The sequence below is a fragment of the Dactylosporangium sp. NPDC049742 genome (genome assembly GCF_040674675.1).
Taxonomy (GTDB): Bacteria; Actinomycetota; Actinomycetes; order Mycobacteriales; family Micromonosporaceae; genus Dactylosporangium; species Dactylosporangium maewongense.
In genome coordinates this window covers 1-21,191 of the sequence record NZ_JBFANF010000113.1, presented here as the reverse complement: position 1 = coordinate 21,191, position 21,191 = coordinate 1, and the positions used below count along the sequence as shown (strand labels likewise).

Annotated in this window: 18 protein-coding genes; 8 read left to right on the top strand and 10 right to left on the bottom strand. The window is 71.9% G+C overall.

All coding sequences use genetic code 11. The features are described from left to right. Positions 1–620: 620 nt before the first annotated feature. Positions 621–1,889 (bottom strand): tyrosine--tRNA ligase, encoded by a 1,269-nt coding sequence (gene tyrS / locus AB0J72_RS56950; RefSeq protein WP_344503639.1) that lies wholly within the window; start codon positions 1,887–1,889, stop codon positions 621–623. A 108-nt stretch (positions 1,890–1,997) separates the two neighbouring features. Between tyrS and AB0J72_RS56945 the strand changes: the two genes are divergently transcribed. The 3 genes from AB0J72_RS56945 (at position 1,998) to AB0J72_RS56935 (ending at position 4,825) form a co-directional block, all read left to right on the top strand. Next, a complete protein-coding gene (locus AB0J72_RS56945; protein WP_363416999.1) occupies positions 1,998–2,318 on the top strand; it encodes an antibiotic biosynthesis monooxygenase in 321 nt (106 codons plus the stop codon). A 3-nt stretch (positions 2,319–2,321) separates the two neighbouring features. Next, positions 2,322–3,827 carry a class I SAM-dependent methyltransferase gene (locus tag AB0J72_RS56940; RefSeq protein ID WP_363416996.1) on the top strand — a complete coding sequence of 502 codons (1,506 nt, stop codon included), beginning with the start codon at positions 2,322–2,324 and terminating at the stop codon, positions 3,825–3,827. Positions 3,828–3,922: 95 nt separating this feature from the next. Continuing rightward, positions 3,923–4,825: an NADP-dependent oxidoreductase gene (locus AB0J72_RS56935; protein WP_363416993.1), complete on the top strand. Its 903-nt coding sequence runs from the start codon at positions 3,923–3,925 to the stop codon at positions 4,823–4,825. Positions 4,826–5,598: 773 nt separating this feature from the next. Here AB0J72_RS56935 and AB0J72_RS56930 read toward each other — a convergent pair. Together AB0J72_RS56930 and AB0J72_RS56925 are read right to left on the bottom strand one after the other, a co-directional pair. Next, on the bottom strand, positions 5,599–6,378 hold the full coding sequence (locus AB0J72_RS56930; RefSeq protein WP_363416990.1) for an SGNH/GDSL hydrolase family protein: 780 nt from the start codon (positions 6,376–6,378) through the stop codon (positions 5,599–5,601). Then, complete coding sequence (locus AB0J72_RS56925; protein WP_363416987.1) at positions 6,378–6,749, bottom strand: helix-turn-helix domain-containing protein; 372 nt, start codon at positions 6,747–6,749, stop codon at positions 6,378–6,380. Before AB0J72_RS56925 ends, AB0J72_RS56930 begins: the two co-directional genes overlap by 1 nt. Before the next feature lie 69 nt (positions 6,750–6,818). On the opposite strand from AB0J72_RS56925, the gene AB0J72_RS56920 reads away from it, so the two are divergent. After that, positions 6,819–7,448, top strand: coding sequence for an NAD(P)H-binding protein (locus tag AB0J72_RS56920; protein WP_363416984.1), 630 nt, complete (start codon positions 6,819–6,821; stop codon positions 7,446–7,448). A gap of 265 nt (positions 7,449–7,713) precedes the next feature. Here the strand turns inward: AB0J72_RS56920 and AB0J72_RS56915 are convergent, their stop codons facing one another. The 5 genes from AB0J72_RS56915 to AB0J72_RS56895 form a co-directional block, all read right to left on the bottom strand. Then, positions 7,714–8,436 carry an ABC transporter permease gene (locus AB0J72_RS56915; RefSeq protein ID WP_363416981.1) on the bottom strand — a complete coding sequence of 241 codons (723 nt, stop codon included), beginning with the start codon at positions 8,434–8,436 and terminating at the stop codon, positions 7,714–7,716. After that, on the bottom strand, positions 8,433–9,383 hold the full coding sequence (locus AB0J72_RS56910; RefSeq protein WP_363416978.1) for an ATP-binding cassette domain-containing protein: 951 nt from the start codon (positions 9,381–9,383) through the stop codon (positions 8,433–8,435). The genes AB0J72_RS56915 and AB0J72_RS56910 overlap by 4 nt, the downstream gene beginning before the upstream one ends. Before the next feature lie 151 nt (positions 9,384–9,534). Beyond that, positions 9,535–10,161, bottom strand: a complete 627-nt coding sequence (locus AB0J72_RS56905; RefSeq protein ID WP_363416976.1) for a PadR family transcriptional regulator — start codon at positions 10,159–10,161, stop codon at positions 9,535–9,537. 72 nt (positions 10,162–10,233) lie between these two features. Further along, entirely contained in the window at positions 10,234–10,848 is a 615-nt protein-coding gene (locus tag AB0J72_RS56900; protein WP_363416973.1) for a hypothetical protein, read from the bottom strand. A gap of 39 nt (positions 10,849–10,887) precedes the next feature. Then, positions 10,888–11,523, bottom strand: coding sequence for a hypothetical protein (locus AB0J72_RS56895; RefSeq protein ID WP_363416970.1), 636 nt, complete (start codon positions 11,521–11,523; stop codon positions 10,888–10,890). Between the two features lie 120 nt (positions 11,524–11,643). Here AB0J72_RS56895 and AB0J72_RS56890 point away from each other — a divergent pair, with 120 nt between their 5' ends. The 3 genes from AB0J72_RS56890 to recQ all read left to right on the top strand — a co-directional run bounded on the left by AB0J72_RS56890 (position 11,644) and on the right by recQ (position 15,029). Beyond that, positions 11,644–12,693, top strand: coding sequence for a hypothetical protein (locus tag AB0J72_RS56890; RefSeq protein WP_363416967.1), 1,050 nt, complete (start codon positions 11,644–11,646; stop codon positions 12,691–12,693). Between the two features lie 71 nt (positions 12,694–12,764). After that, positions 12,765–13,115: a YciI family protein gene (locus tag AB0J72_RS56885; protein ID WP_363416964.1), complete on the top strand. Its 351-nt coding sequence runs from the start codon at positions 12,765–12,767 to the stop codon at positions 13,113–13,115. Positions 13,116–13,190: 75 nt separating this feature from the next. Next, the gene (gene recQ / locus AB0J72_RS56880) at positions 13,191–15,029 is read left to right on the top strand and encodes a DNA helicase RecQ (RefSeq protein ID WP_363417005.1); all 1,839 of its coding nucleotides are present in this window, start codon (positions 13,191–13,193) and stop codon (positions 15,027–15,029) included. A gap of 1,007 nt (positions 15,030–16,036) precedes the next feature. On the opposite strand, the gene asnB is transcribed toward recQ, so the two are convergent. After that, complete coding sequence (asnB, locus tag AB0J72_RS56875; RefSeq protein ID WP_363417002.1) at positions 16,037–17,941, bottom strand: asparagine synthase (glutamine-hydrolyzing); 1,905 nt, start codon at positions 17,939–17,941, stop codon at positions 16,037–16,039. 467 nt (positions 17,942–18,408) lie between these two features. Between asnB and AB0J72_RS56870 the strand changes: the two genes are divergently transcribed. Then, complete coding sequence (locus AB0J72_RS56870; RefSeq protein ID WP_363416961.1) at positions 18,409–20,508, top strand: transglycosylase domain-containing protein; 2,100 nt, start codon at positions 18,409–18,411, stop codon at positions 20,506–20,508. 21 nt (positions 20,509–20,529) lie between these two features. Here the strand turns inward: AB0J72_RS56870 and AB0J72_RS56865 are convergent. Beyond that, positions 20,530–21,191 (bottom strand): C39 family peptidase (locus AB0J72_RS56865; protein WP_363416958.1); only part of this gene is annotated, 662 nt, incomplete at its 5' end.

Below are 21,191 nucleotides of genomic sequence, written 5' to 3'. Positions count from 1 at the left end.
CCTCGGACACGACAACAGCCGTGTCACGGGGTCAATCAATTGGCACTGGCTTAACAAGCACCCTGTTGAGTTCTCAAACAACCAACACACACCGCAAATCTGAACCGCTATCCGGTCCCGATCTCCCGGGGCATTTTCCTTATTGTTCTATCCTAGCATCTCCGTTTTGCGGTGTCAAGTCCGGATCGCCGTACTTTGTCCCGTTTCGCGGACACACAACTGCTCTTCCGGTAACCCGGTCGAGTGTCGTATGGTTTCGGCAGGACGTCCGCTGCGGCTCGTGTGAGCGACCCGCGTGCCTCGTCCGTGTCCCTGCCGGGGTAAAACCTTACCCGCTCCGCGTCCCGCATCCAAATCGACCATGTCGACTGGATGTCGTCCGCCTTACGGGCACGACCTTCGGCCGGTCACCCGGTCTCTGGCCGATCAAGCTGTCGGTAGGCCGTCCGACGCGTCTCGCGCGCCGCCCGTTTCCCTGCCGGTCATCTACGTTACCCCGGCTTCCGATCTCCACCAAATCGATCACTCGCTCGGTGGTGAATGGGGCCCGGTCGTGCAGAGCGCCACCGGGCAGGTGCCCCGTGGCGCTCGCAAAAGCTACGTGGAACGCGGTGACAGAGTCAAATCGCGCCGAGCTCGACGCCGGCGAACGTCCGCTTCCCCTTGCGCAGCACCAGCAGCCCGCCGGCGAGCGCACGATCCGCGGCGACGACCTCCTCCGCGTCGCTCACCCGCTCGTTGTTCACGTACGCGCCGCCCTCGGAGACCGTCCTGCGTGCCTCGTTGCGGCTGCTCACGAGGCCTGCGGCGATGAAGAGGTCCGCCACGGACGTCCCGGGCGCCGCCCGTACCAAACCTGCCTCCGCCAACGCGGCGCGCAGTGTCGACGCGGACAGGGTCGCGAGCTCGCCACGGCCGAAGAGCGCCTGCGACGCGGCGATCACCTGCTCGGTCTCGTGCGCCCCGTGCACGATCCGGGTGACCTCCTCAGCCAGCTTGCGCTGCCCCAGCCGGGCCGCGGGCCGGTCCGCCGTCTCCTTCTCCAGGACCTCGATCTCCTCTCTGGACAGGAACGTCAGGCGGCGCAGGAGCCCGCCCACGATCGAGTCCTCGAGGTTCACGAGGTACTGGAACAGCGCGTACGGCGAGGTCATCGACGCATCCATCCACAGGCTTCCGCCGCCGGTGGACTTGCCGAGCTTCTCCCCCGCGCTGTTGGTCAACAGCGGTGTCGCCAGCAGGTGGACCGACTGTCCCTCGATCCGCCGGATGAGGTCGGTCCCGGCGGTCAGGTTGCCCCACTGGTCGCTGCCGCCCGTCTGCAGGCGGCACCCGTACCGGCGGAACAACTCCAGGAAGTCCATGCCTTGCAGGATCTGGTAGCTGAACTCCGTGTAGCTGATCCCCGCATCGGAGTTGAGCCGCGCGCTGACGGCGTCCTTGGTCAGCATCTTGTTGACCCGGAAGTACTTGCCGATGTCGCGCAGGAAGTCGATCGCCGACATCGGCGCGGTCCAGTCCAGGTTGTTGACCATGGTCGCCGCGTTGTCGCCGGTGAAGTCCAGGTAGGGCTGGATCTGCCCGCGGATCTTGTCGACCCACTCCGCGACCTGGTCACGCGAGTGCAGCTGCCGCTCGGCGGTCGGCCGCGGGTCGCCGATGAGGCCGGTGGCGCCGCCGACCAGGGCGAGGGGACGATGGCCGGCCAGCTGGAGGCGGCGCATCGTCAGCACCTGGAGCAGGTGCCCGATGTGCAGGCTCGGCGCGGTGGGGTCGAAGCCGCAGTAGTAGGTCAGCGGCCCCTTCGCCATCTCGGCGCGCAACTCGTCGAGGTCCGTCGAGAGCGCGATCAGGCCCCGCCACTGCAGATCATCAAGCACATCGGTCACGTCGCGATTCTCGCACCCGCCCCCAGACGACTCCCACTGCATTGTCGGCGGCGCCGACCCCTCGCTGGTGAGGAAGAAGTGTCGGTGGGGGTCGCTAGTGTGGTTGGCATGGCGGTTGTGAAGATCAACGCGATCGAGGTTCCTGAAGGTGCGGGCCCTGAGCTGGAGCGCCGGTTCGGTGCGCGGCACGGTGCCGTGGAGGGGTCGAAGGGGTTCCTGGGCTTCGAGCTGCTGCGCCCGGTGGCCGGTGAGACCCGCTACTTCGTCTACACGCGGTGGGAGACCGAGGAGGACTTCCAGGCGTGGGTGAAGGGCCCCGCGATGGAGGCGCACTCGGGTGAGCGGGCCAAGCCGGTGGCGTCCGGGGCGAGCCTGCTGGAGTTCGAGGTCGTGCAGAGCACCGGCCCGGCACCGGCCACCGAGGGCTGACCTGTGGAGCGCTTCGTCCTGTTCCCCGGCCGACACCACCTGCTGACCAGGTTCCAGGCCGGCTACCTGCGCGAGCTCGCCGCCCCGACGGATGAGGGCGGGCGCACGGTCGTGTGGGCGGTGACGAGCGCCAACCATCAGAACACCAAACGCAACCCCGTCGGCTATGACCGGCGGCAGGCGGCGATCGAGCGGTTCAGCGTCCAGGAGGGGCTGCGGTCCCTCGTGGTGCCGGTGTTCGACACCGCGCACACCGACCGGTTCGCCGAGGTCACCCTCAAGAGCGTCGAGTCCGTGCTCGGCCGCACCCTGACGCCGCACGACACCGTGGTGGCGTGCTCGACACCCGAGGTCGCGGCGATGTATGCCGGGCTCGGTTTCGCGATCGCCGGCGTCGAGGCCGAGCTGGACCCGGTGCCCGACCGGCCGTGGGACGTGCTGCTGCGGCTCGCCGCCGGCGACCCCGTGTGGCGGGACCTGGCGCACCCCGCGACGCTCGACGTCTTCGACCGGTATCGGCTCGGCGAGCAGGTCGCCCAGGTCGTCAACGATCCGGTCGTCGGCGAGGAGGGCGGTCTCACCACGACCCGTGACTACCGCACCTATGCCGAGGCGTTCGAGGCGAGCGCCGAGCGCAAGTGGGACCTCGTCCGCCGGCACGTGCGCCCCGGCAGGATCGTCGACGTCGGCTGCGGCGCCGGCGCGGTCCTCGCCCTCGCCGACCGGGAGCCGGCGCTGCGCGAGAGCGACCTCATCGGCGTCGAGGTCGCCCGTCACCTGTTCGAGGAGTGCGTGCACCGCAAGGCGCAGGGCTGGTTCACCAACCCCAACGTCTACTTCTACTGCCGCAACGTGCTGGGCGGGGCGGTCTTCGCGCCCCGGTCGGTCGACACGACGCTGACGTTCGCGCTGACGCACGAGATCTGGTCCTACGGGCAGCGGATGGACTCGCTGCGCCGCTTCGCCCAGGCCATCTACGACCACACGGTCCCCGGCGGCGTCTGGATCAACTCCGACGTGTCCGGCCCCGACAACCGCGACCTGCGGGTGCGGCTCGCGCTGCAGGGCGCCGCCGGCGGTCCGCTCGCCGACCTGGACGGCCTGACCCGCGAGGAGATCGCCGCGCACGTCGAAGGACTGCCGACCAGGGCGCGGCTGGACCGGTTCGCCGCCGACTTCCACTTCCCGTTACCGTTCGACGCCCGGCCCGACGGCACCGTCGACATCGCCCTCGGCGACGCGATGGAGTTCCTCACCCACAAGGACTATCCCGACAACTGGCTGTCCGAGGCGCACGAGCAGTTCTGCGGGCTGGAGTTCGCCGACTGGAAGGCGCTGCTGACCGACGTGGGCTTCGAGGTCGACGCCGCGTCGCACTCGTGGCGCAACGACTGGATCGTCGAGCACCGGCTCGCCCCGGTCGCGGCGCTCTCGGACCAGGACGGGACGCCGCTGCCGTGGCCCGACACGCACGTTCTGCTGGTGGCCCGCCGGCCGCTCAACACCTGACCCGCCGGGCGGGCCGTTCGACCATTGAACCGGCGGTTGCTGGGTATCGGACCCGGCGGCCGCGCAGCACGTACACCACCATCGGAGGGGCACCCGTGAAAGCGTTGCGGTATTCCGAATACGGGCCGTCGAGCGTCCTGCACGTCGTCGACGTCGACCCGCCGCAGCCCGGGCCGGGGCAGGTCAGGATCGCGGTCCGGGCGGTGGGCATCAACCCGTTCGACTGGAAGGTCCGCAGCGGCCTGTTCGGCGACACGACGCCGACCCGGCTGCCGGTGATCCCGCACGGCGACGTGTCGGGCGTCGTCGACGCCGTCGGCCCTGGGGCGGACGCGCAGGTCGGCGATGAGGTCTTCGGGCTCGCGGACGGTGGTGGCGCCGCCGAGCACGCCGTCATGAAGCTGTGGGTGGCCAAGCCGGCGGCGATGTCGTTCGAGGAGGCGGCCGGGCTGCCCGGTGTCGTCGAGTCGGCCGGCCGCGCGCTCGCACTGCTCGGCCTCGAGAAGGGTCAGACGCTGGTCGTCAACGGCGCCGCCGGCGGCGTCGGCATCGCCGCGACCCAGCTCGCGGTCGCCCGCGGCGCCACGGTCATCGGCACCGCCAGCGAGCGCAACCACGAGTTCCTGCGCTCGATCGGCGCCATTCCCGTCACGTACGGCGAAGGCATGCCCGACCGCATCCGCGCCGCCGCGCCGCAGGGCGTGGACGTCGCCCTCGACACCGCGGGGCGCGGCGCGGTCGCGCAGCTGATCACATTGACGCCCGCGCCGTCCGACGTGGTCAGCCTCGTGGACTTCGACGCGCCGACGCTCGGCGCCCGGGTCACGGACGGCTCGGAGGGTCGCGCCTGGCACACCCTGGAGGAGGCCGCCGACCTGTACCGCCAGGGCCGCTTCACGATGCCGGTCGAGCGGGTGTTTCCGCTGTCGGAGGCCGCCGCCGCCCACGACCTGAGCCAGTCCGGCCACGTCCGCGGGAAGGTGATCCTGGTCCCCTGACCCAGCAGCAACCCCACCCGGCGCGGCGAGTGCTTGGGCCGGCCGGCGCTGCCCGCTCTGCACTCCGCCCGCGGCGAGTGCCCGGACCGGCGGCGCTGCACTCAGCACTCCCGCCCGCGCCGGGCCGCACGCCTGAGGTCGAGCCGGGCCCGATGCCCGAGGGTGAGCCGCGCCGGGCCGTTCGCCCGTGGACGTGCCGAGGGGTGCCGAGCCGGTCGTAGCCGCCCGAGGACGAGCCCGTGGCTGCTTACCTGGGCCACTCACTGGGCTACGCCGCGCCATCCGCCCTACGTCGCCGCCGTCACCCACCTCGCCGACCGCGGACCCGAGGGTGAGCCGCGACTCCTTGCGGATGAGCCACGCCGCGCCGTCGACCCAAGGACCCGAGGGTCAGCCGCGACTCCTGCGGTTGAACCACGCCGCGCCGTCCGTCCAAGGACCCGAGGCGAGCGAGCCGCGTCGGCCGTGGCCGACGCGCCAGGGCGCACCGGGGCGTCTGCCCAAGGACGAGCCGAGGGTGAGCCGCGCCGGCGGTGGCTGCTCGTGGCGGCGTGGTCGACGTGGGAGGTGGGCCGACCAGTTGGTGTCGGCACTGCTTCGGCATGGCGTCTGGAGTCACCGTGCGGGCCCGGACCGCGAGACGACGATGCGGCGGCTCGGATGTGGTCACGTCTGCGATGGATCAGGCGCCAGGAGCTCACCCTGGTACGAGTCGAGCCGGGGATCTCGGCCGGCGCCGGATCCAGGGCGCGGCGGAGCGGCCTTGCGGCGGGTCAGGCTTCCGGGAGCTCGACCGGGGACGGGTCGGGGCGTTTCGGGAAGCGGTCGTCGCCGGAGGACTTGCCGCGCAGGTGGCGGCCGAGCCAGGGCAGCAGGTGGCGGCGGCCCCAGGCGAGCTCCGCCCGGAGCACCTCGTGCCGGCGGCGCGGCGGAGGGGACGGCAGCGGCGAGGTCCACGACTCGTCGGTGCCGGGCAGGCCGGCGGCGTGGGCGAGGGCGGCGGCGATGCGTTCGTGGCCGGCGCTGTTGGCGTGCAGGCGGTCGTCGCTCCACAGGCGCGGGTCGGACGCGACCGGGTACGCGCCGAGGTCCAGCAGGATCGCCCCGCTGGCGGCGCACGCGTCGCGGATCGCGGTGTTGAGGGCGAGGACCCGGCCGCGCAGCGGCTTCGCGATCGGCATGACCGGGGCGGGGTCGGGCAGCGTGAACGTGATGACCGTGGCGCCGCGGCCGACCAGGGCCTTCTGCATGGTGAGGAGGTCATCGGCGACGGCGGCGACGTCGAACGAGCCACGCAGGATGTCGTTCATGCCGGCGACGACGGTGGCGAGGTCGGGCGCGAGGTCGAGGGCCGGCTGGAGCTGCTCGGCGCGGATGCGGGCGGTGGTGCGGCCGCGGATGGCCAGGTTCGCGTAGTCGAGCCGGTGGCCGGGTTGCGCGCGGGCGACGTGCGCGGCGAAGCGGTCCGCCCAGCCGCGGTAGCCGCCGGCGCCGTCCGGGTCGTCCATGCCTTCGGTGGTGCTGTCCCCGATCGCCACGTACCGGTGGAACATCACGCGCTCCTGCTGGCGTACTGCTCGCGGGCGTCGAGCACCGCCGGAAGGTGTTCGACGGCCCAGGCCCGGCAGGCGGCCATCGCGGGGAACAGCGTCCGCCCGAGCGGTGTCAGCGCGTACTCGACGCGCGGCGGCACCTCGTCGTACGCGGTACGGGTGATCATGCCGTCGCGTTCGAGGGCGCGGAGGGTCTCGGCGAGCACCTTGGCGGAGACGCGGTGCATCGGCACGCGCAGCTCGGAGAAGCGGCGCGGCCCGTCCTCAAGGCAGACGAGGACCATCCCGGCCCACTTGTCGCCGATCTGGAACGGCGTGGCGTTCGACGGGCACGCGGGGTCGAACATGTCGCGCGGCAGTGGCTCGCTCACGCAGCCGAACGTAGCGCACGCCTCGGTTACGTTGCAGTTACCGACGTCTCGCCTCCTATGGTCGCCGGCATGACCTCATTGGTGGTGTTCGGAGCAGGTGGGCGGGCAGGCCGGCGGATCACGGCGGCGGCGCGGGATCGAGGGCTGCGGGTGACGCCGGTCGTGCGGGATCCGGGGCGGCACCCGGACGTCGCGGGCGCGGTCGCCGGCGACGTCACGGACGCGGACGCGGTGGCGGCCGTCGCCGCGGGGCACGACGTCGCGGTCAGCGCGATCTACACGGCCGACATCGACCCCACGGACCTGTACGGCGCCGGCACCCGCTCCCTCCTGGACGGCCTCACCCGGGCCGGCACGAAGCGGCTGCTGGTCGTGGGGCTGGCGGCGACCCTCGACGGTCCGGACGGTGTGAAGCTGTACGAGGCGGAGTCCTTCCCCGACGCCTACCGCCCGTTCTCGCTGAGCCGGGTGGCCGAGCTGTCCGCGCTGCGCGAGGGCTCCCTGGACTGGGTGGTGTTCACGCCGACGATGCAACTGGTCGACGACCCGGGCACCGGCGCATACGAGGTCACCGCGGACGGCCGTCTCGTGGACGGCACGACGACCTACGCGGACCTGGCCACGGCGATCGTCGACGAGGCGACGTCCCCGGCCCACCACCGCGCCCAGCTCACCGTCCGGACCCGAACCACCCCCTGACCCGGCACCACCCGGCCCGCCCGCGTCCACGGACAGCGTGGACCAGCGCCCAGCTCACGGTCCGTGGACCAGCGCCCAGCCCACGGACAGCACGGGCGACGCGGACGGGACGCGGACGGCACAACGAACGACGAGACGCGGACGGCGGGCGGAACCCGCACCGATCTGACCGAGGCGATCGACTGACCCGCCGGCCTCGTCGACGCCGGTCCTGGGCGCGGTGGTGGCCTCCGAGCACCACCGCGTCCAGGTGACCGGTCCTGGGTCAGACGGCTTTCTGGTACGTGCGGAAGGTCCTCGTCGACAGCCAGACCATTGCTGCGGCGAGGGTGAGCAGGGCGGCGCCGGCGGTCAGGTCGGGCGATGAGCGGCCGGCTTGGAGGGCCCAGTTGACCGGGTTTCCGGCGGCGACCGCCTGCATCCAGCCGGGCATCAGGTCCTTCGCGATGAAGGCCGATGACAGGAACGTCAGCGGCAGCAGCAGTAACGTGTTGAGGCCGATGATGGTCTCGCGCTGCCTGACCAGCATGCCGATCGTGTTGGAGAACGCGCTGAACACGGTGCCGAGCAGCACCGCCGCGACGATCAGCGGCACGCCGGGGAAGGCGGCGCCGGCGGCCATGCCGAGCAGGACGATGATGAGCGACTGCAGGGTGGTGCTGATGGCCTGCTCGACGACGGCCGCGTTGAGGATCGCGCCGCGGCTGACTGGGGTGATGAGGAACCGGTTCATGGTGCCGCGGTCGATCTCCTCGAGGACGCCCATGCCGGACCACATGTTGGACGACACGGCGCTCATCACGACCACGCCGGGGACGAGGTAGTCGAGGTAGCTGCCGGTGCCGAAGCCGGGCAGCTCGACGACGCGGCGGAACAGGTTGCCGAACAGGAACAGCCAGATCGCGGGCTGGATGAGCATGATGAACAGGACCGCGGGCTGCCGCACGAACACCTTCAACCGCCGCGCGGTCATCCAGAACGTGCTCACGCCGCCACCTCGATCCGCTGGCCGGCGTGCTTCAGGTACACGTCGTCGAGGGACGGCCGGGCGACGGTCACGCTCGCGACCGGCACGCCGGCGGCGTCCAGGGCCGCGAGCACGCCGGGCACCGCGGCCGCACCGTCGTCGGCGCGGGCCGACAGCCTGCGCTGGTCGGCGGCGACGTCGCGCAGGCCGGGCACCGCCCGCAGCACCCGCACGGCGTCCGGGGAGGACTCCGGTGTTCGCAGCTCCAGGTGTACGGCATCGCCGCGCAGCTCCGCCTTGAGCGTCGCCGGGGTGCCCTCGGTGACGATCCGGCCGCCGGCGACGATCGCGACGCGGTCGGCGAGCCGGTCCGCCTCGTCGAGGTAGTGGGTGGTCAGCAGGATCGCGAGCTCGGCGCCGGCGAGGCGGGCGATCTCCGTCCACAGCTGTGCGCGGCCGACCGGGTCCAGGCCGGTGGTCGGCTCGTCGAGGAAGAGCACGGCAGGGCGGTGCACGAGGCCGAGCGCGACGTCGAGGCGGCGCTGCATGCCGCCGGACCAGTCGCGGACCGCCCGGTGCTGGGCGTCGGCGACGCCGAACGCCTCGAGGAGCTCGTCGACGCGCGTGCGCAGCGCCGCGCCCCGCATGCCGAACAGGTGCCCCTGCAGCATCAGGTTGTCCCGGCCGGAGGCGGCCGGGTCGAGGCCCGAGCGCTGCGCGACGACGCCGATGACCCGGCGCACCCGGTCGGGGTGGCGCAGCACGTCGTGGCCGCAGACGGTGGCGGTGCCCGAGTCGGGCCGGGCGAGCGTGGTGAGGATCTTGACGGTGGTCGACTTGCCGGCCCCGTTCGGGCCGAGCAGGCCGAGCACCTCCCCCGGCCGGACGGTCAGTGACAGCCGGTCGAGCGCCGTGACGCCCTTGGGGTACGTCTTGACGAGGTCGTGTGCCGTGACGGCAGCGGACATGGTGATCTCCGGTTCCGTTGGTCCGGACCGGTTCCGCGGGAGTTCGCTATCCTGGCGGTTGCACACACCTTCGCCGGGCTCGTTCCCGCGGGATCGGTCGAGGTCTGGCCCCGGGCCGGTGTTCCCGCACCGGACCGGGGCTTCTTGCGTGTCAGGGGTCGGTGAACGCCGACAGGTCCAGCTCCCCCGTGTCGTGGTAGTTGCGCCAGGCGGCCATGCCGGGCAGCGTGCCGGCCTTCAGCTCCGCGAGCAACCCGCGCAGCCAGTCGGCCTCCGCCTGCTCCAGGGCCAACGAGTACTCGAACTCGACGAGGAAGATCCTCGGCACCGAGTCCTGGTGTCTGAGCAGGTCTGCCCGCTCCTCGGCGAGCTGCCGGTCGAGGACGCCGATGCGGTGCTCGACGAGCTCGATCACCTCGTCGGGCGGGAGCACGCCGATGACCGACAGCGCGGTCTTGAGCCTCGGATACTCCCGCTCGGGGACGCCGACGATCTCGCGGAGCCAGTCGGCGGCCTCGTCGTGGCCTGCCTGGGTCAGCTGATACACCGTGCGCTCGGGCCGGCGACCTTCCCGGGTCGTCTCCGCCGCCTCGATGAATCCGTGCTTCTCCAGGTTTTGCACGACGGTGTACAGCGAACCCCACTGGATCTTGAGGTCGTGCTCCTTGCCGCGGCCGCGCAGCTCGATGGCCATCTCATAGGGGTGCATCGGGCGCTCGACCAGCATGGCGAGCAGCTGGAGGCCGAGCAGGTTGCCGACCTTGCGCCGCTTCGCCATGACACCCCCCAGCCACTCGCGGCCGTTTACTCGTCTGCGAGCATACGCCGGCGAGCATCCGACCACAACGGCTCACGACTGAGCGAAGGCCTCGAACCGTTCGGCGACGCCGGCGAGGTCGTCCTGCACCGTCTCGCCCCGCTCCTCGCCCACGACGGTCTCCAGCTTCCAGCTGCGCTGGCCCGGCACGTACGTGACGCGGATCGACGACCCGTCCTCCCGCCACAGCACGGCGGAGCGGTTGTCCGCGTCCAGCCGGCCGAGGAAGTCGCGGATGTCGTCACCGGTCGGGTGGTGCGCGAGCGAGCCGTCCTCGGTCGAGAGCCGGGGCACCGGCACCCTCAGCAGCCTGCGCGGCTGCCACAGCGCCGCGGGCTGGTGCCGGCCGGGGCGCTGGAAGCAGAGCAGCTCGCAATCGTCGGCCACCCGGTGCACGAGGTCGAGGGCGGCCTCCGGCGTCTCCGGTTGCAGGCTGAGCAGCACGTGCGTGTCGGCCGCGACGACCGGACCGGCCCACCACTCGGCGTCGACGCCGGCCAGCACCTCGCGGTGAAACTTCTCGATCCCCGGGTCCGCCGCGGCCCATCCGGTGTCGCCGCGCCGCAGCGCCTCGAAGCGGTCGACGCCCTGCTCAACGGTGATCGGCCGGGCCTCGAACCAGACACCGACCTCGATCAGCTCTGCCATGGAAGACCACCGTACGGAAGCGCCAGAAAGCGGCGCAACTCAGCCACGCAGAGTCTCCGGTCGATCACCCGGTCGTTCGTCTCCCGAGCCCGGCCCGGCGGCGGTCCGCAGCGCGATCAGGTCGGCGAGTCCGGCCGCGTCCGGCGTGGCGAACGGCAGCACCCCGCCGTCGTGCAGCACCACCTCGATGACGTCGAACGGCAGTACACCCACCTTGCCCCAGTCGGTCATCCGGGTCGGCCGGGCCTGCCGTACCGACGCGATGTCCGCCCACGAGACGAGGATCGGCGCCCGGCCCGGACGGCAGCCCGACGCCCGGTGCCGGGCCGCGACCTCGCGCAGCTTTGACCGGCGCACCTCGACCAGGAGCCCGAGCGGCTGCGGGGTGAGGCGCACCGGCACACCCGCGCCGAACAGGAACGCCGCGCCGACGCCGACCTCCCACAGCCCGACGGCGCTGTCCAGCGCCAGGTGTCCGGCCCACACCTGCGCCCCGCCCGCATGCGCCGTCCGCTGCCGGTGCCGTCGCCGCCACTGTCCGGCCAGCACCGGCGTGACCATGCCGGCGCACACGATGGCGAACAGCGCGATCGCCTTCCACAACCCGGCGAGCAGCAGCACCACCGGGACCGCCAGGGCGAGAGCGGCCCACCGCGGACGCCCCCGGTCCCCCACCCCGCCATGGTGACGCACTCCGGACCCGACGCAACCTCGGCGAACGCTCCCGCCCCGGACACCTCACGTGAAATACCGCCCGGGGTTTGTGCTCCGACAGGCGGAGCGTGAGGATGGACCATGCTTTCGACCCTGGTCACCCAGCCGGCGGCACCGCCCACCACCGCGTCGACGCTCCCGCTGGCGCGGTGCGTGCTCAGCGCCGTGGTCGCGGGCATCGCACTGCTCATCCTTGCCGGGTGCGGGTCCGAAGAACCGGGCGCCGCGCAGGCCGCCCGTCCCGCCCCGTCGGGCAGCGGCGCCGTGGGCACGGCGGGACTGTCCGCGACCTCCGCGGCGGCCAGCCCGTCCCCGTCGGTCGCGGCCACGGTCCCGGTGCCGGCCGGGGTGACGGCGGGGATCGTGATCTTCGACCGTCAGCAGGGGGCGTTCGTTGTACAGCAGAAGGCGAGCTGGCGGTTCAGGTCGGCGTCACTGGTGAAGCTGCTGATCGCGCTGGACTATTTCTGGGACAAGGGTCCGTCGTACACCGTGCCGGCGGCCGACAAGCCGAAGCTCGACGTGATGCTGCGCAGCAGCGACGACAGCGCCGCGACGGGGCTGTGGAAGGCCAACGGGCAGCGGGAGATCGTGACCCGGATGGTGCAGCGGCTCGGGCTGCAGGACACCGCGCCGCCCCCGGCGAGCCAGCCGGGCTACTGGGGGTACACCGCCGTGAGCGCCGGCGACCTGGTACGCGTCTACCAGTTCATCCTCGACAAGGCTCCGGCGCCGGTGCGCGACTACGTCATGGGCAACCTGCACGCGTCGACGAAGTGCGGCACCGACCAGTACGACCAGTCGTTCGGCATCCCGAGCACGTTCCGCAAGCCGTGGTCGGCGAAGCAGGGATGGTCCGGGTTCGGTGACAACCCGGCCACGCCGTGCGCCGCGCCGGCCGCGTATCAGCCCCCCGCACCGGGGCAGTTCGTCGGCGTCGCCGCGCCGCCGAACGCGCCGGACATGAGCGGCGAGGTGCTGCACACGACGGGCACGGTCGGCGACGGCGACCGGTACATCGTCGCGGTGCTGTCCGTGCACCCGAACGGCACCCAGTTCGCGAAGGCGGCGACGACCCTGACCAAGCTGACCCAGTCGCTGCCCCTGCCGGCCGCGATGAAGAATTCTTGAGAGACGTGTAGAGCACCGCGCGGCGGCTCCGACCAGTCGGTGCGAGCACCCGACGACAGAGGAGCGTTCCCGTGAAGTACCTGCTGCTGATCCACATGAACCCGGACGTCTGGGCGACGCTGACGCAGGCGGACGTCGACGAGGTGATGGCCGGGCACGAGCGGTTCATCACCACGATCACCGAATCGGGTGAGATGGTGAGCACGCACGCCCTGGCCGACCCGAAGGACAGCGCGGTGGTCCGGATCAGGGCCGGCGCGGAGACGGTGACCGACGGGCCGTACGTGGAGGCCAAGGAGTTCCTCGCCGGCTTCTACCTGGTCGAGTGCGAGTCGAAGGAGCGGGCGGTGGAGCTCGCCGCGATGATCCCCGACGCGAAGTGGAACGCCATCGAGGTGCGCCCGATCGTGTTCAGCCAGTAGTCAGATCGTCCACCGGCCGTCACGGCGGCGATTCTTGTCGGTCGCCGCTCGTAGAATCGCCGCGTGGACAGCACCGTGGGGGTTGAGACGGCCGGGCCGGCGATCGAGGTCCTGCGCCGGGTGTTCGGTTATGACACGTTCCGGGGCAGCCAGCAGGAGATCATCGAGCACGTCATCGGCGGCGGCGACGCGCTCGTGCTGATGCCGACCGGCGGCGGCAAGTCGCTGTGCTATCAGATCCCGGCGCTGGTCCGCGAGGGCACGGGGGTGGTGATCTCGCCGCTGATCGCGCTGATGCAGGACCAGGTCGACGCGCTGACGGCGCTGGGTGTGCGGGCCGGGTTCGTCAACTCGACGCTCGACTTCGACAGCCGCCGGGCGGTCGAGGCCGCGTTCGTCGGCGGCGAGCTCGACCTGCTGTATCTCGCGCCGGAGGCCCTCGCGTCCCCGCAGACGATGCGGCTGCTGGAGCGCGGGAGGATCGGGCTGTTCGCGATCGACGAGGCGCACTGCGTGTCGCAGTGGGGGCACGACTTCCGGCCCGACTATCTCAACCTGTCGGTGCTGCACGAGCGGTGGCCCGACGTGCCGCGGATCGCGCTGACGGCGACCGCGACGACGGCCACCCACAAGGAGATCGCCACCCGGCTGGGGCTGACCGAGGCGCGGCACTTCGTGTCGAACTTCGACCGGCCCAACATCCAGTATCGGATCGTGCCGAAGCAGGAGCCGCGGCGGCAGCTGCTGGAGCTGCTGCGCACCGAGCACCTCCACGACGCCGGCATCGTCTACTGCCTGTCCCGCGCCAGCGTGGAGAAGATCGCCGACTTCCTGAAGGACAACGGCATCTCGGCGCTGCCCTACCACGCGGGGCTCGACGCGCGGACCCGCGCCGACAACCAGGCCCGCTTCCTGCGGGAGGACGGTCTGGTCATGGTCGCGACGATCGCGTTCGGGATGGGCATCGACAAGCCCGACGTGCGGTTCGTCGCGCACCTGGACCTGCCGAAGTCGGTGGAGGGCTATTACCAGGAGACCGGCCGGGCCGGGCGTGACGGCCTGCCGTCCAACGCGTGGCTGGCCTATGGCCTGCAGGACGTCGTCCAGCAGCGCAAGATGATCGAAGGCTCGGAGGGCGACGCGGCGCACCGGCGGGGGCTGGGCCGGCACCTCGACGCGATGCTGGCGCTGTGCGAGACGGTCGAGTGCCGGCGGGTGCAGCTGCTGGCCTATTTCGGGCAGCAGAGCAAGCCCTGCGGCAACTGCGACACGTGCCTGAGCCCGCCCGAGTCATGGGACGGCACGGTGCCGGCGCAGAAGCTGCTGTCGACGGTGTACCGGTTGCAGAAGGAGCGCAACCAGAAGTTCGGCGCCGGGCAGTGCATCGACATCCTGCTCGGCAAGAAGACCGACAAGGTCGTGCAGTGGCACCACGACGAGCTGACCGTGTTCGGGGTCGGCGCCGACCTGCGCGAGGCCGAGTGGCGGGCGGTGGTGCGGCAGCTGCTCGCGCAGGGCCTGCTCGCGGTCGAGGGTGACTACGGCACGCTGGTGCTCACCGACGACAGCGCGGAGGTGCTCGGCCGGCGGCGGCAGGTGATGCTGCGCCGGGAGCCGGAGCGGCCCGTGTCGGCGGCGAAGGTCGCCAAGCAGCGCGGCGCGGCCGCGGCGGCGGAGCTGCCGGCGCAGGCGGCGCCGCTGTTCGAGCGGCTGCGTGCGTGGCGTGCGGCGACGGCGAAGGAGCAGAGCGTCCCGGCGTATGTCATCTTCCACGACGCGACGCTGCGGCAGATCGCCACGGAGGCCCCGGCGACGCTGGCGCAGCTGTCGACGATCAGCGGTGTCGGGGAGAACAAGCTCGCCAAGTTCGGCCAGCAGATCCTCGACGCCATCCGCGAGCCGGACCCGTCGTGATCGGCACTGCGGCCTGCCCTTCCCCGCGGACGACACTCGATCGGCTGCGGGGAGGTGCGCGCGGCGGACCCGGCGGGCGGTCCGCTGGTGGCTCGCCGCGCGGGACCAGCAGGCGGCCCGATGCGCGTGTGATGCCGCCGGTCTGGCACGCGGGCTGAGGCCGCCCGCCGGGAGGCCGCCGGGAGGCCGCCGGGAGGAGCGATTCCCGCCGGCCTGTGGTCGCCGGTCGCGACGCGGGCGCGCACGCGGTACAGCACGCACCCGGTCCGGCACGCACGGTCCAGCGTCATGTAGCCCAACGCCATGTAGTCAGGCGTCATACGGCCAGACGACATACGGTCCCAGAGCTTTGCGGTCCAGCGCGCACCCGGTCCAGCACGCACGCGGACCGGCGCGCACGCGGACCGGCGCGCACCTGGTTCAGCACGCACGCGGTCCGGCGTCATGCAGCCCAGCGCCATGCAGTCACGCGACCAGACGGCATGCGGACCCAGAGTTATGCGGTCCAGCGCGCACGCGGTCGGATGTCGCACACGAGCGGACAACGCACACGGTCCAGCGTCCACACAGTCCAGCGCATATGGTCCATCGCGCACAGAGTCCAGGCCCACGGTCCAATCGCGCACACGGTCGGCGCGCCCAGGATCCAGCGCCCACACGGTCCGGTGCGCGCCCGGTCCGGCGAGCACATCAGTCGGCACGCGCACAGTCCAGCGCCCCACGGGTCCAGCACGCACGCAGTCCGGCGAGCACACGGTTGAGCACGCACGCGGTCCGGTGCGCGCAGTCCAGCGCGGGCACGGTTCAGCGCGGGCACGGTTCAGCGCGCGCACGGTCCGGCGAGCACGCCAGCCGGCACGCGCGCAGGCCAGCGCCCCCACACGGTCCAGCACGCACGTAGGCCAGCGCCCACATGGTTGAGCACCTACGCGGGCCGGGCACACGCCGGCCGGTGCGCGCAGTTCAGCGCGCGCACGGTCCGGGCGTGTGTGTCGCGGTGGTGGGTGTCAGCCGGCGCGGACGGGGCGGGGGCGGCGTTCGGGCAGGGTGGGGACGACCGAGCCGTCGACGAAGATGCCGTGCCACAGGCAGAACGTCAGCAGGATCCACAGTTTGCGGGCGTTGTCGGCGTCGCCGCGTTCGTGCTGGTTGAGCAGGTCGTGGGCGTACTTGAGGTCGATCAGGTGGCCGGCGCCCGATGTGGACAGGACGTGGTGGGCCCATTCGGCGAGCTCCGTGCGCAGCCAGCGCCGGGCCGGGGTCGGGAAGCCGAGCTTCGGGCGGTCGGTGATGAAGTCCGGCACGATGCCCGCGAGGGCCCGGCGCAGCGCGTACTTGGTGGTGCGGCCGCGGGGTGGCACCTTCAGCCGGTCGGGCAGCCGGGACAGGACCTCGAACACGCCCTTGTCCAGGAAGGGCACGCGCAGCTCCAGCGAGTGTGCCATCGACATCCGGTCGGCCTTGGTCAGGATGTCGCCGGGCAGCCACGTGTTGATGTCGATGTGCTGCATGGTGGTGACGTCGTCGAGGTCCGCGGCCTCGGCGTAGAGCGCCGCGGTCACGTGCTGGTGGCCCACCCCCGGGCCGCCCAGGAGGATCCGGGCCTTCTCCTCGTCGCCGAGGACGCGGGCGTTGCCGAAGTACCGGGTCTCGATCGGCGTCGTGGCGCGCAGCAGGTAGCTCTTGCCCTTGACGCCGTCGGGGACCGCCCGGGCCAGGGCGCGCAGGCCGCGCTGGATCGGTGCGCCGAGGCGGCGCACCGGCGCGAGGGAACGCGGCTCCCCGTAGATGGTGTAGCCGCCGGCGAGCTCGTCCGCGCCCTCGCCGGACAGCACCACGGTGACGTGTTCGGCCGCCGTCTGCGCCAGGAAGTACAGCGGGACGATCGACGGGTCGGCGACCGGATCGCCCAGGTGCCAGATGATGCGCGGCAGCGCCGCCATCACCTGCTCGGGATTGACGATGGTGGGCACCAGCTCGACGCCGAGGTGCCGGGCGGACTGCTCGGCCACGTCGAGCTCGGAGTACGCGGTGGCGGTGTCGAAGCCGGCGGTGAAGGCGCGCAGGCGCGGATGGACCTCGGCGGCGAGCGCGACGATGGCGGTCGAGTCGATCCCGCTGGACAGGAACGCGCCGACCGGGACGTCCGCCCGCAGGTGGCAGCGCACGCTCTCGCGCAGCGCGTCACGCAGTTCGTCCACAATGGACTCCTCGGTGACCGCCGGGTCCGGCCGGAACTTGGGCCGGTTGAGACGACGGACCACCGGCGGGTAGCCGAGCGCGCGGGTGAGCAGCCCGCCGCTGGGCAGCCGCGCGATGTGCCGGTGCAAGGTGTACGGCTCGGGCACGTACTGCATCGTCAGGTAGAGCGACAGCGCGGTCTGGTCGAGCTCCCCGCCGGCGACCCCCAGCAGCGGCGCCTTCTCGCTCGACAGCCACAGCCCGTCGACGGTCGGCAGGTAGTACAGCGGCTTGATCCCGAACTGGTCCCGCGCCGCGTGCACCGTCTCGGTGGCCTCGTCCCAGAGGGCGAACGCGAACATGCCGCGGAGCCGGCCGAGCGCGGCCTCGCCCCAGTAGTGGTAGGCGGCGGCGACCACCTCGCTGTCCCCGCCCGTGGCGAACTCCGCGCCGTGCACGCGGATCAGTTCCTCGCGCAGTGCCTCGAAGTTGTAGATCTCGCCGTTGAAGACCAGCGTCCACCGGCCCGCGTCCGGCCCGCTCGGCGGGTACCGCAACGGCTGCCGGCTGCCTTGCACGTCGATGATGGCGAGCCGTTTGAAACCGGCCGCCACGCCTTGTCCGGCCCGTTCCAGGGCCATGTCGTCGGGGCCGCGGTGGTTGAGCAACTCGAGTTGCCGTTCCACCAGTCCGAGGGTCTCAGGGGAGATGGCGAAGTCCCCCACGTACATCAGGAAGCCGCACATGGCGTCGTTTCCCTTCGGTCGCCTCGCGTGGCAGCGGTGTCGGGCCGCGGACCGCTCTGTCGGCGGTCGCCGGTGAGCCGTCGCCGGTGAGCTCCCGCCGGTACCGGCGGAGCCCCCGCTCGAACGGCCACAGTGCGCCGCGCGATCCAGCCGAACAGAGGCTGCCGGGTCCGGGCGCCCGATTGCCCGGCCGTCATCCGATCCCTCCTCACCAGGGGGATCGCCGGCCCGCGGAGGGGTGAACCCCGCCCCGGGGTGACCATCGGGGCGGGCGGGCATCCCCGCCGTTTGGCCCTGCACCCCCCGGGTAGCGGGCGCGCCGGTCACATCGGTCCACGTCGGATCGGCGGCAAGCGAACCACCCGTTGTCCCCTGGGGAGAAGCCAATGCGCCACGTCCGCGCCCGAAGCCGACCCGCGCACAGCGCCAGCAGCAGCCGTGCGGAAGCCGGGGTGCCGAGCCGTTCAGCACGCTGGCTCCGGGGGCTCGCCCGGCTCCTGCTGTGCGGCATCATCTCGGGTCTGGTCGTGGCCGCCGGTGTACTGCCGCTCGCGCTCGTCGGCGGCTCCACCGTGAACGCCGGCCGCGACATCTGGACGAACCTCCCGGCGGACCTGGCGCTGCCACCGCCGCCGCAGGCCACCTACGTCTACGCCAACGACGGCAAGACGCTCATCACCACGTTCTACGACGAGAACCGCAAGGACGTGCCGCTGGACCAGATCGCACCGGTGCTCCAGCAGGCCGTCGTCGCGGCCGAGGACACCCGCTTCTACCAGCACCAGGGTGTCGACGGCAGGGGCGTCCTGCGCGCGCTGGTCTCCAACGGGCGGGGCAACGCCCAGCAGGGCGCCTCGACGCTGACGATGCAGTACGTGCGCAACGTGCTGAAGAACGACCCGACCCTGTCGCCGCAGCAGCGGGTCGACTCGCTCGCCGACACGCCCGCCCGCAAGGTGCGCGAGATGCGCTACGCGACGAAGCTGGAACAGCACCTGAGCAAGCAGGACATCCTCCAGGGCTACCTGAACATCGCCTACTTCGGTGCCGGCGCCTACGGCATCTACGCCGCCAGCCAGACGTACTTCGGCAAGTCGGCCCTGGAGCTGACGCTGCCCGAGGCGGCGCTGCTCGCCGGGCTGCTGCAGTCCCCGGACGGCGACAACCCGATCAGCGGCGACCGCGACGCGGCCCTGCGGCGCCGCGCCTACACGCTCGACTCGATGACGAAGATGAAGATGATCAGCGCCGCGGACGCCACCGCGGCGAAGGGCCAGGAGCTGAAGATCAACGAGCGCGACCTGCCCAACAACTGCGTGTCCGTCCCGCGGGAGCACAACGACTGGGGCTTCTTCTGCGACTACTTCCGCCAGTGGTGGGGCAGCCAGCCCGAGTTCGGCGCCACCCGCGCCGACCGCGACGAGGCGCTGCGCACCGGCGGCTACACAGTGGTCACCTCGCTCGACCCGGGCATCCAGGCGGCCACGCTCAACCAGTCCCTGAGCGTCTACGGCTACGGCAGCGCGCGGTCGATGCCGATGGCCGTCGTCACCCCCGGCACCGGCCGGGTCCTGGCGATGGCCGTCAACCGCCACTACAGCCTGGAACCCAACCCGCCCCAGCATCCGCTGTACCCGAACACCGTCAACCAGCTCGTCGCGGGCGGCGGTGGCGTCGCCGGGTATCAGGCGGGTTCGACGTTCAAGATGTTCACCATGCTCGCCGCGCTCGACGCGGGCATGCCGTTGAGCACCACTTTCAACTCACCGAGCCGGATAGCGACCGTGTGGCCGGCCAGCGGCCCGGGCAGCTGCGGGGGCAAGTGGTGCCCGGGGAACGACTCCCCGAGCTGGATGAACGGGAACCGGACGATGTGGAACGGCTTCGGCCGTTCGGTCAACACCTACTTCGTCTGGCTCGAACAGCAGATCGGCGCGCGCCGCGTGGTCGAGATGGCGCAGCGGCTCGGCATCACGTTCCGCTCCGCCGAGGACGCGGCGATGGCGGCCAAGGCGGACCAGTGGGGAGCGTTCACCCTCGGCGTCGCCTCGACCACGCCGCTCGACCTCGCCAACGCCTACGCGGCGGTCGCCGCCGGCGGCCTGTACTGCCAGCCGCTGCCGGTGCTGTCGATCACCGACTCCAACGGCAAAGCGGTCGACGCCGCCGCCCCGAAGTGCCGGCAGGCGGTCAGCGCCGACGTGGCGGCCGCCGCGACCGACGCGGCCCGGTGCCCGGTCAGCCGGTCCTCGGCGTACGGCAAGTGCGACGGCGGCACGGCGGAGAACGTGTCCGGCATCCTGGGCGGCCGCCCGGTCGCGGGCAAGACCGGCAGCTCCGAGTACAACTCGACCGAGACGTTCGTCGGCTTCACCCCGCAGATCGCGGCGGCCGGCATCGCGGTGAACGTGGACAACCCGAACGACCACGTGGGCAGCGGCGTCTCCGGCGCCGTCAACGCCGCCGTAGCGCAGGCCATGGCTGGCGCGCTGCGCGGCCAGCCGGCCCAGGCCTTCCGGCCACCCAGCCGGGTGCGGGCACTGGGCCGCTGACCGCGAGCGCTGCCGGCCGCGTCAGGCGGAGTATCCGCGCAGGGCGGTCCAGTGCGCGAGCTTGGCCGTCGTCAGCGTGTAGTACCCGACGCCCAGGGCGTCCGCGGGGTCGGCGATCTTCACCGTCTTGCCGCCGTCGACGTAGCCCACCACCGTGAGGTAGTGGCCGCCCGGGTACGAGTGCGAGTTGCCCTTGTCGTCGACGGTGGAGCCGGCAATGTTGGCGACCACGGCGTAGCCGTTGGTGATCGCGTTGACGACGTCGGCCTGCAGCTGGTCGATCTCCGCCTGGGTGGCCGACTGACCGGTGATGAAGTGCGACTTGTAGAAGGAGCTCTTCGTGTACTCGTTGAGCGACCGGGTGGTGTCGTCGGCGGAGTTGGTGCCGTTGACGGTCGTGTGCAGGCTCTGGGCGACCTCGTTCTGGGACGGGTACATCGACCGCGCGGTCAGCGCGATCCGGGTCGCCGCCGGGCCGCAGTAGTAGAAGTTCTCCTGCCAGGCGAACCGGTACGCGAGCTCCTTCGCCACCGGGGCCGCCGGTTTGGTGGGGCTGGCCGAGGCGGCGGGCGGGGCGGGCGTGGCGGGCTTGGACGTCGCCGTACCGGCGGGGGCCTTCGACGGGGCGGAGGCGGCGTCGGGCGCCGCCTGGGTCCGCTGCCGGTCACGCCCGGGCGGACCGG

Coding starts and splice junctions, on each gene's coding strand:
- AB0J72_RS56910 (WP_363416978.1), bottom strand. CDS start 9,383: ATGTCCGCTGCCGTCACGGCACACGACCTCGTCAAGACGTACCCCAAG.
- AB0J72_RS56900 (WP_363416973.1), bottom strand. CDS start 10,848: ATGGCAGAGCTGATCGAGGTCGGTGTCTGGTTCGAGGCCCGGCCGATC.
- AB0J72_RS56945 (WP_363416999.1), top strand. CDS start 1,998: ATGGCGGTTGTGAAGATCAACGCGATCGAGGTTCCTGAAGGTGCGGGC.
- AB0J72_RS56920 (WP_363416984.1), top strand. CDS start 6,819: ATGACCTCATTGGTGGTGTTCGGAGCAGGTGGGCGGGCAGGCCGGCGG.
- AB0J72_RS56930 (WP_363416990.1), bottom strand. CDS start 6,378: ATGTTCCACCGGTACGTGGCGATCGGGGACAGCACCACCGAAGGCATG.
- asnB (WP_363417002.1), bottom strand. CDS start 17,941: ATGTACGTGGGGGACTTCGCCATCTCCCCTGAGACCCTCGGACTGGTG.
- AB0J72_RS56905 (WP_363416976.1), bottom strand. CDS start 10,161: ATGGCGAAGCGGCGCAAGGTCGGCAACCTGCTCGGCCTCCAGCTGCTC.
- AB0J72_RS56890 (WP_363416967.1), top strand. CDS start 11,644: ATGCTTTCGACCCTGGTCACCCAGCCGGCGGCACCGCCCACCACCGCG.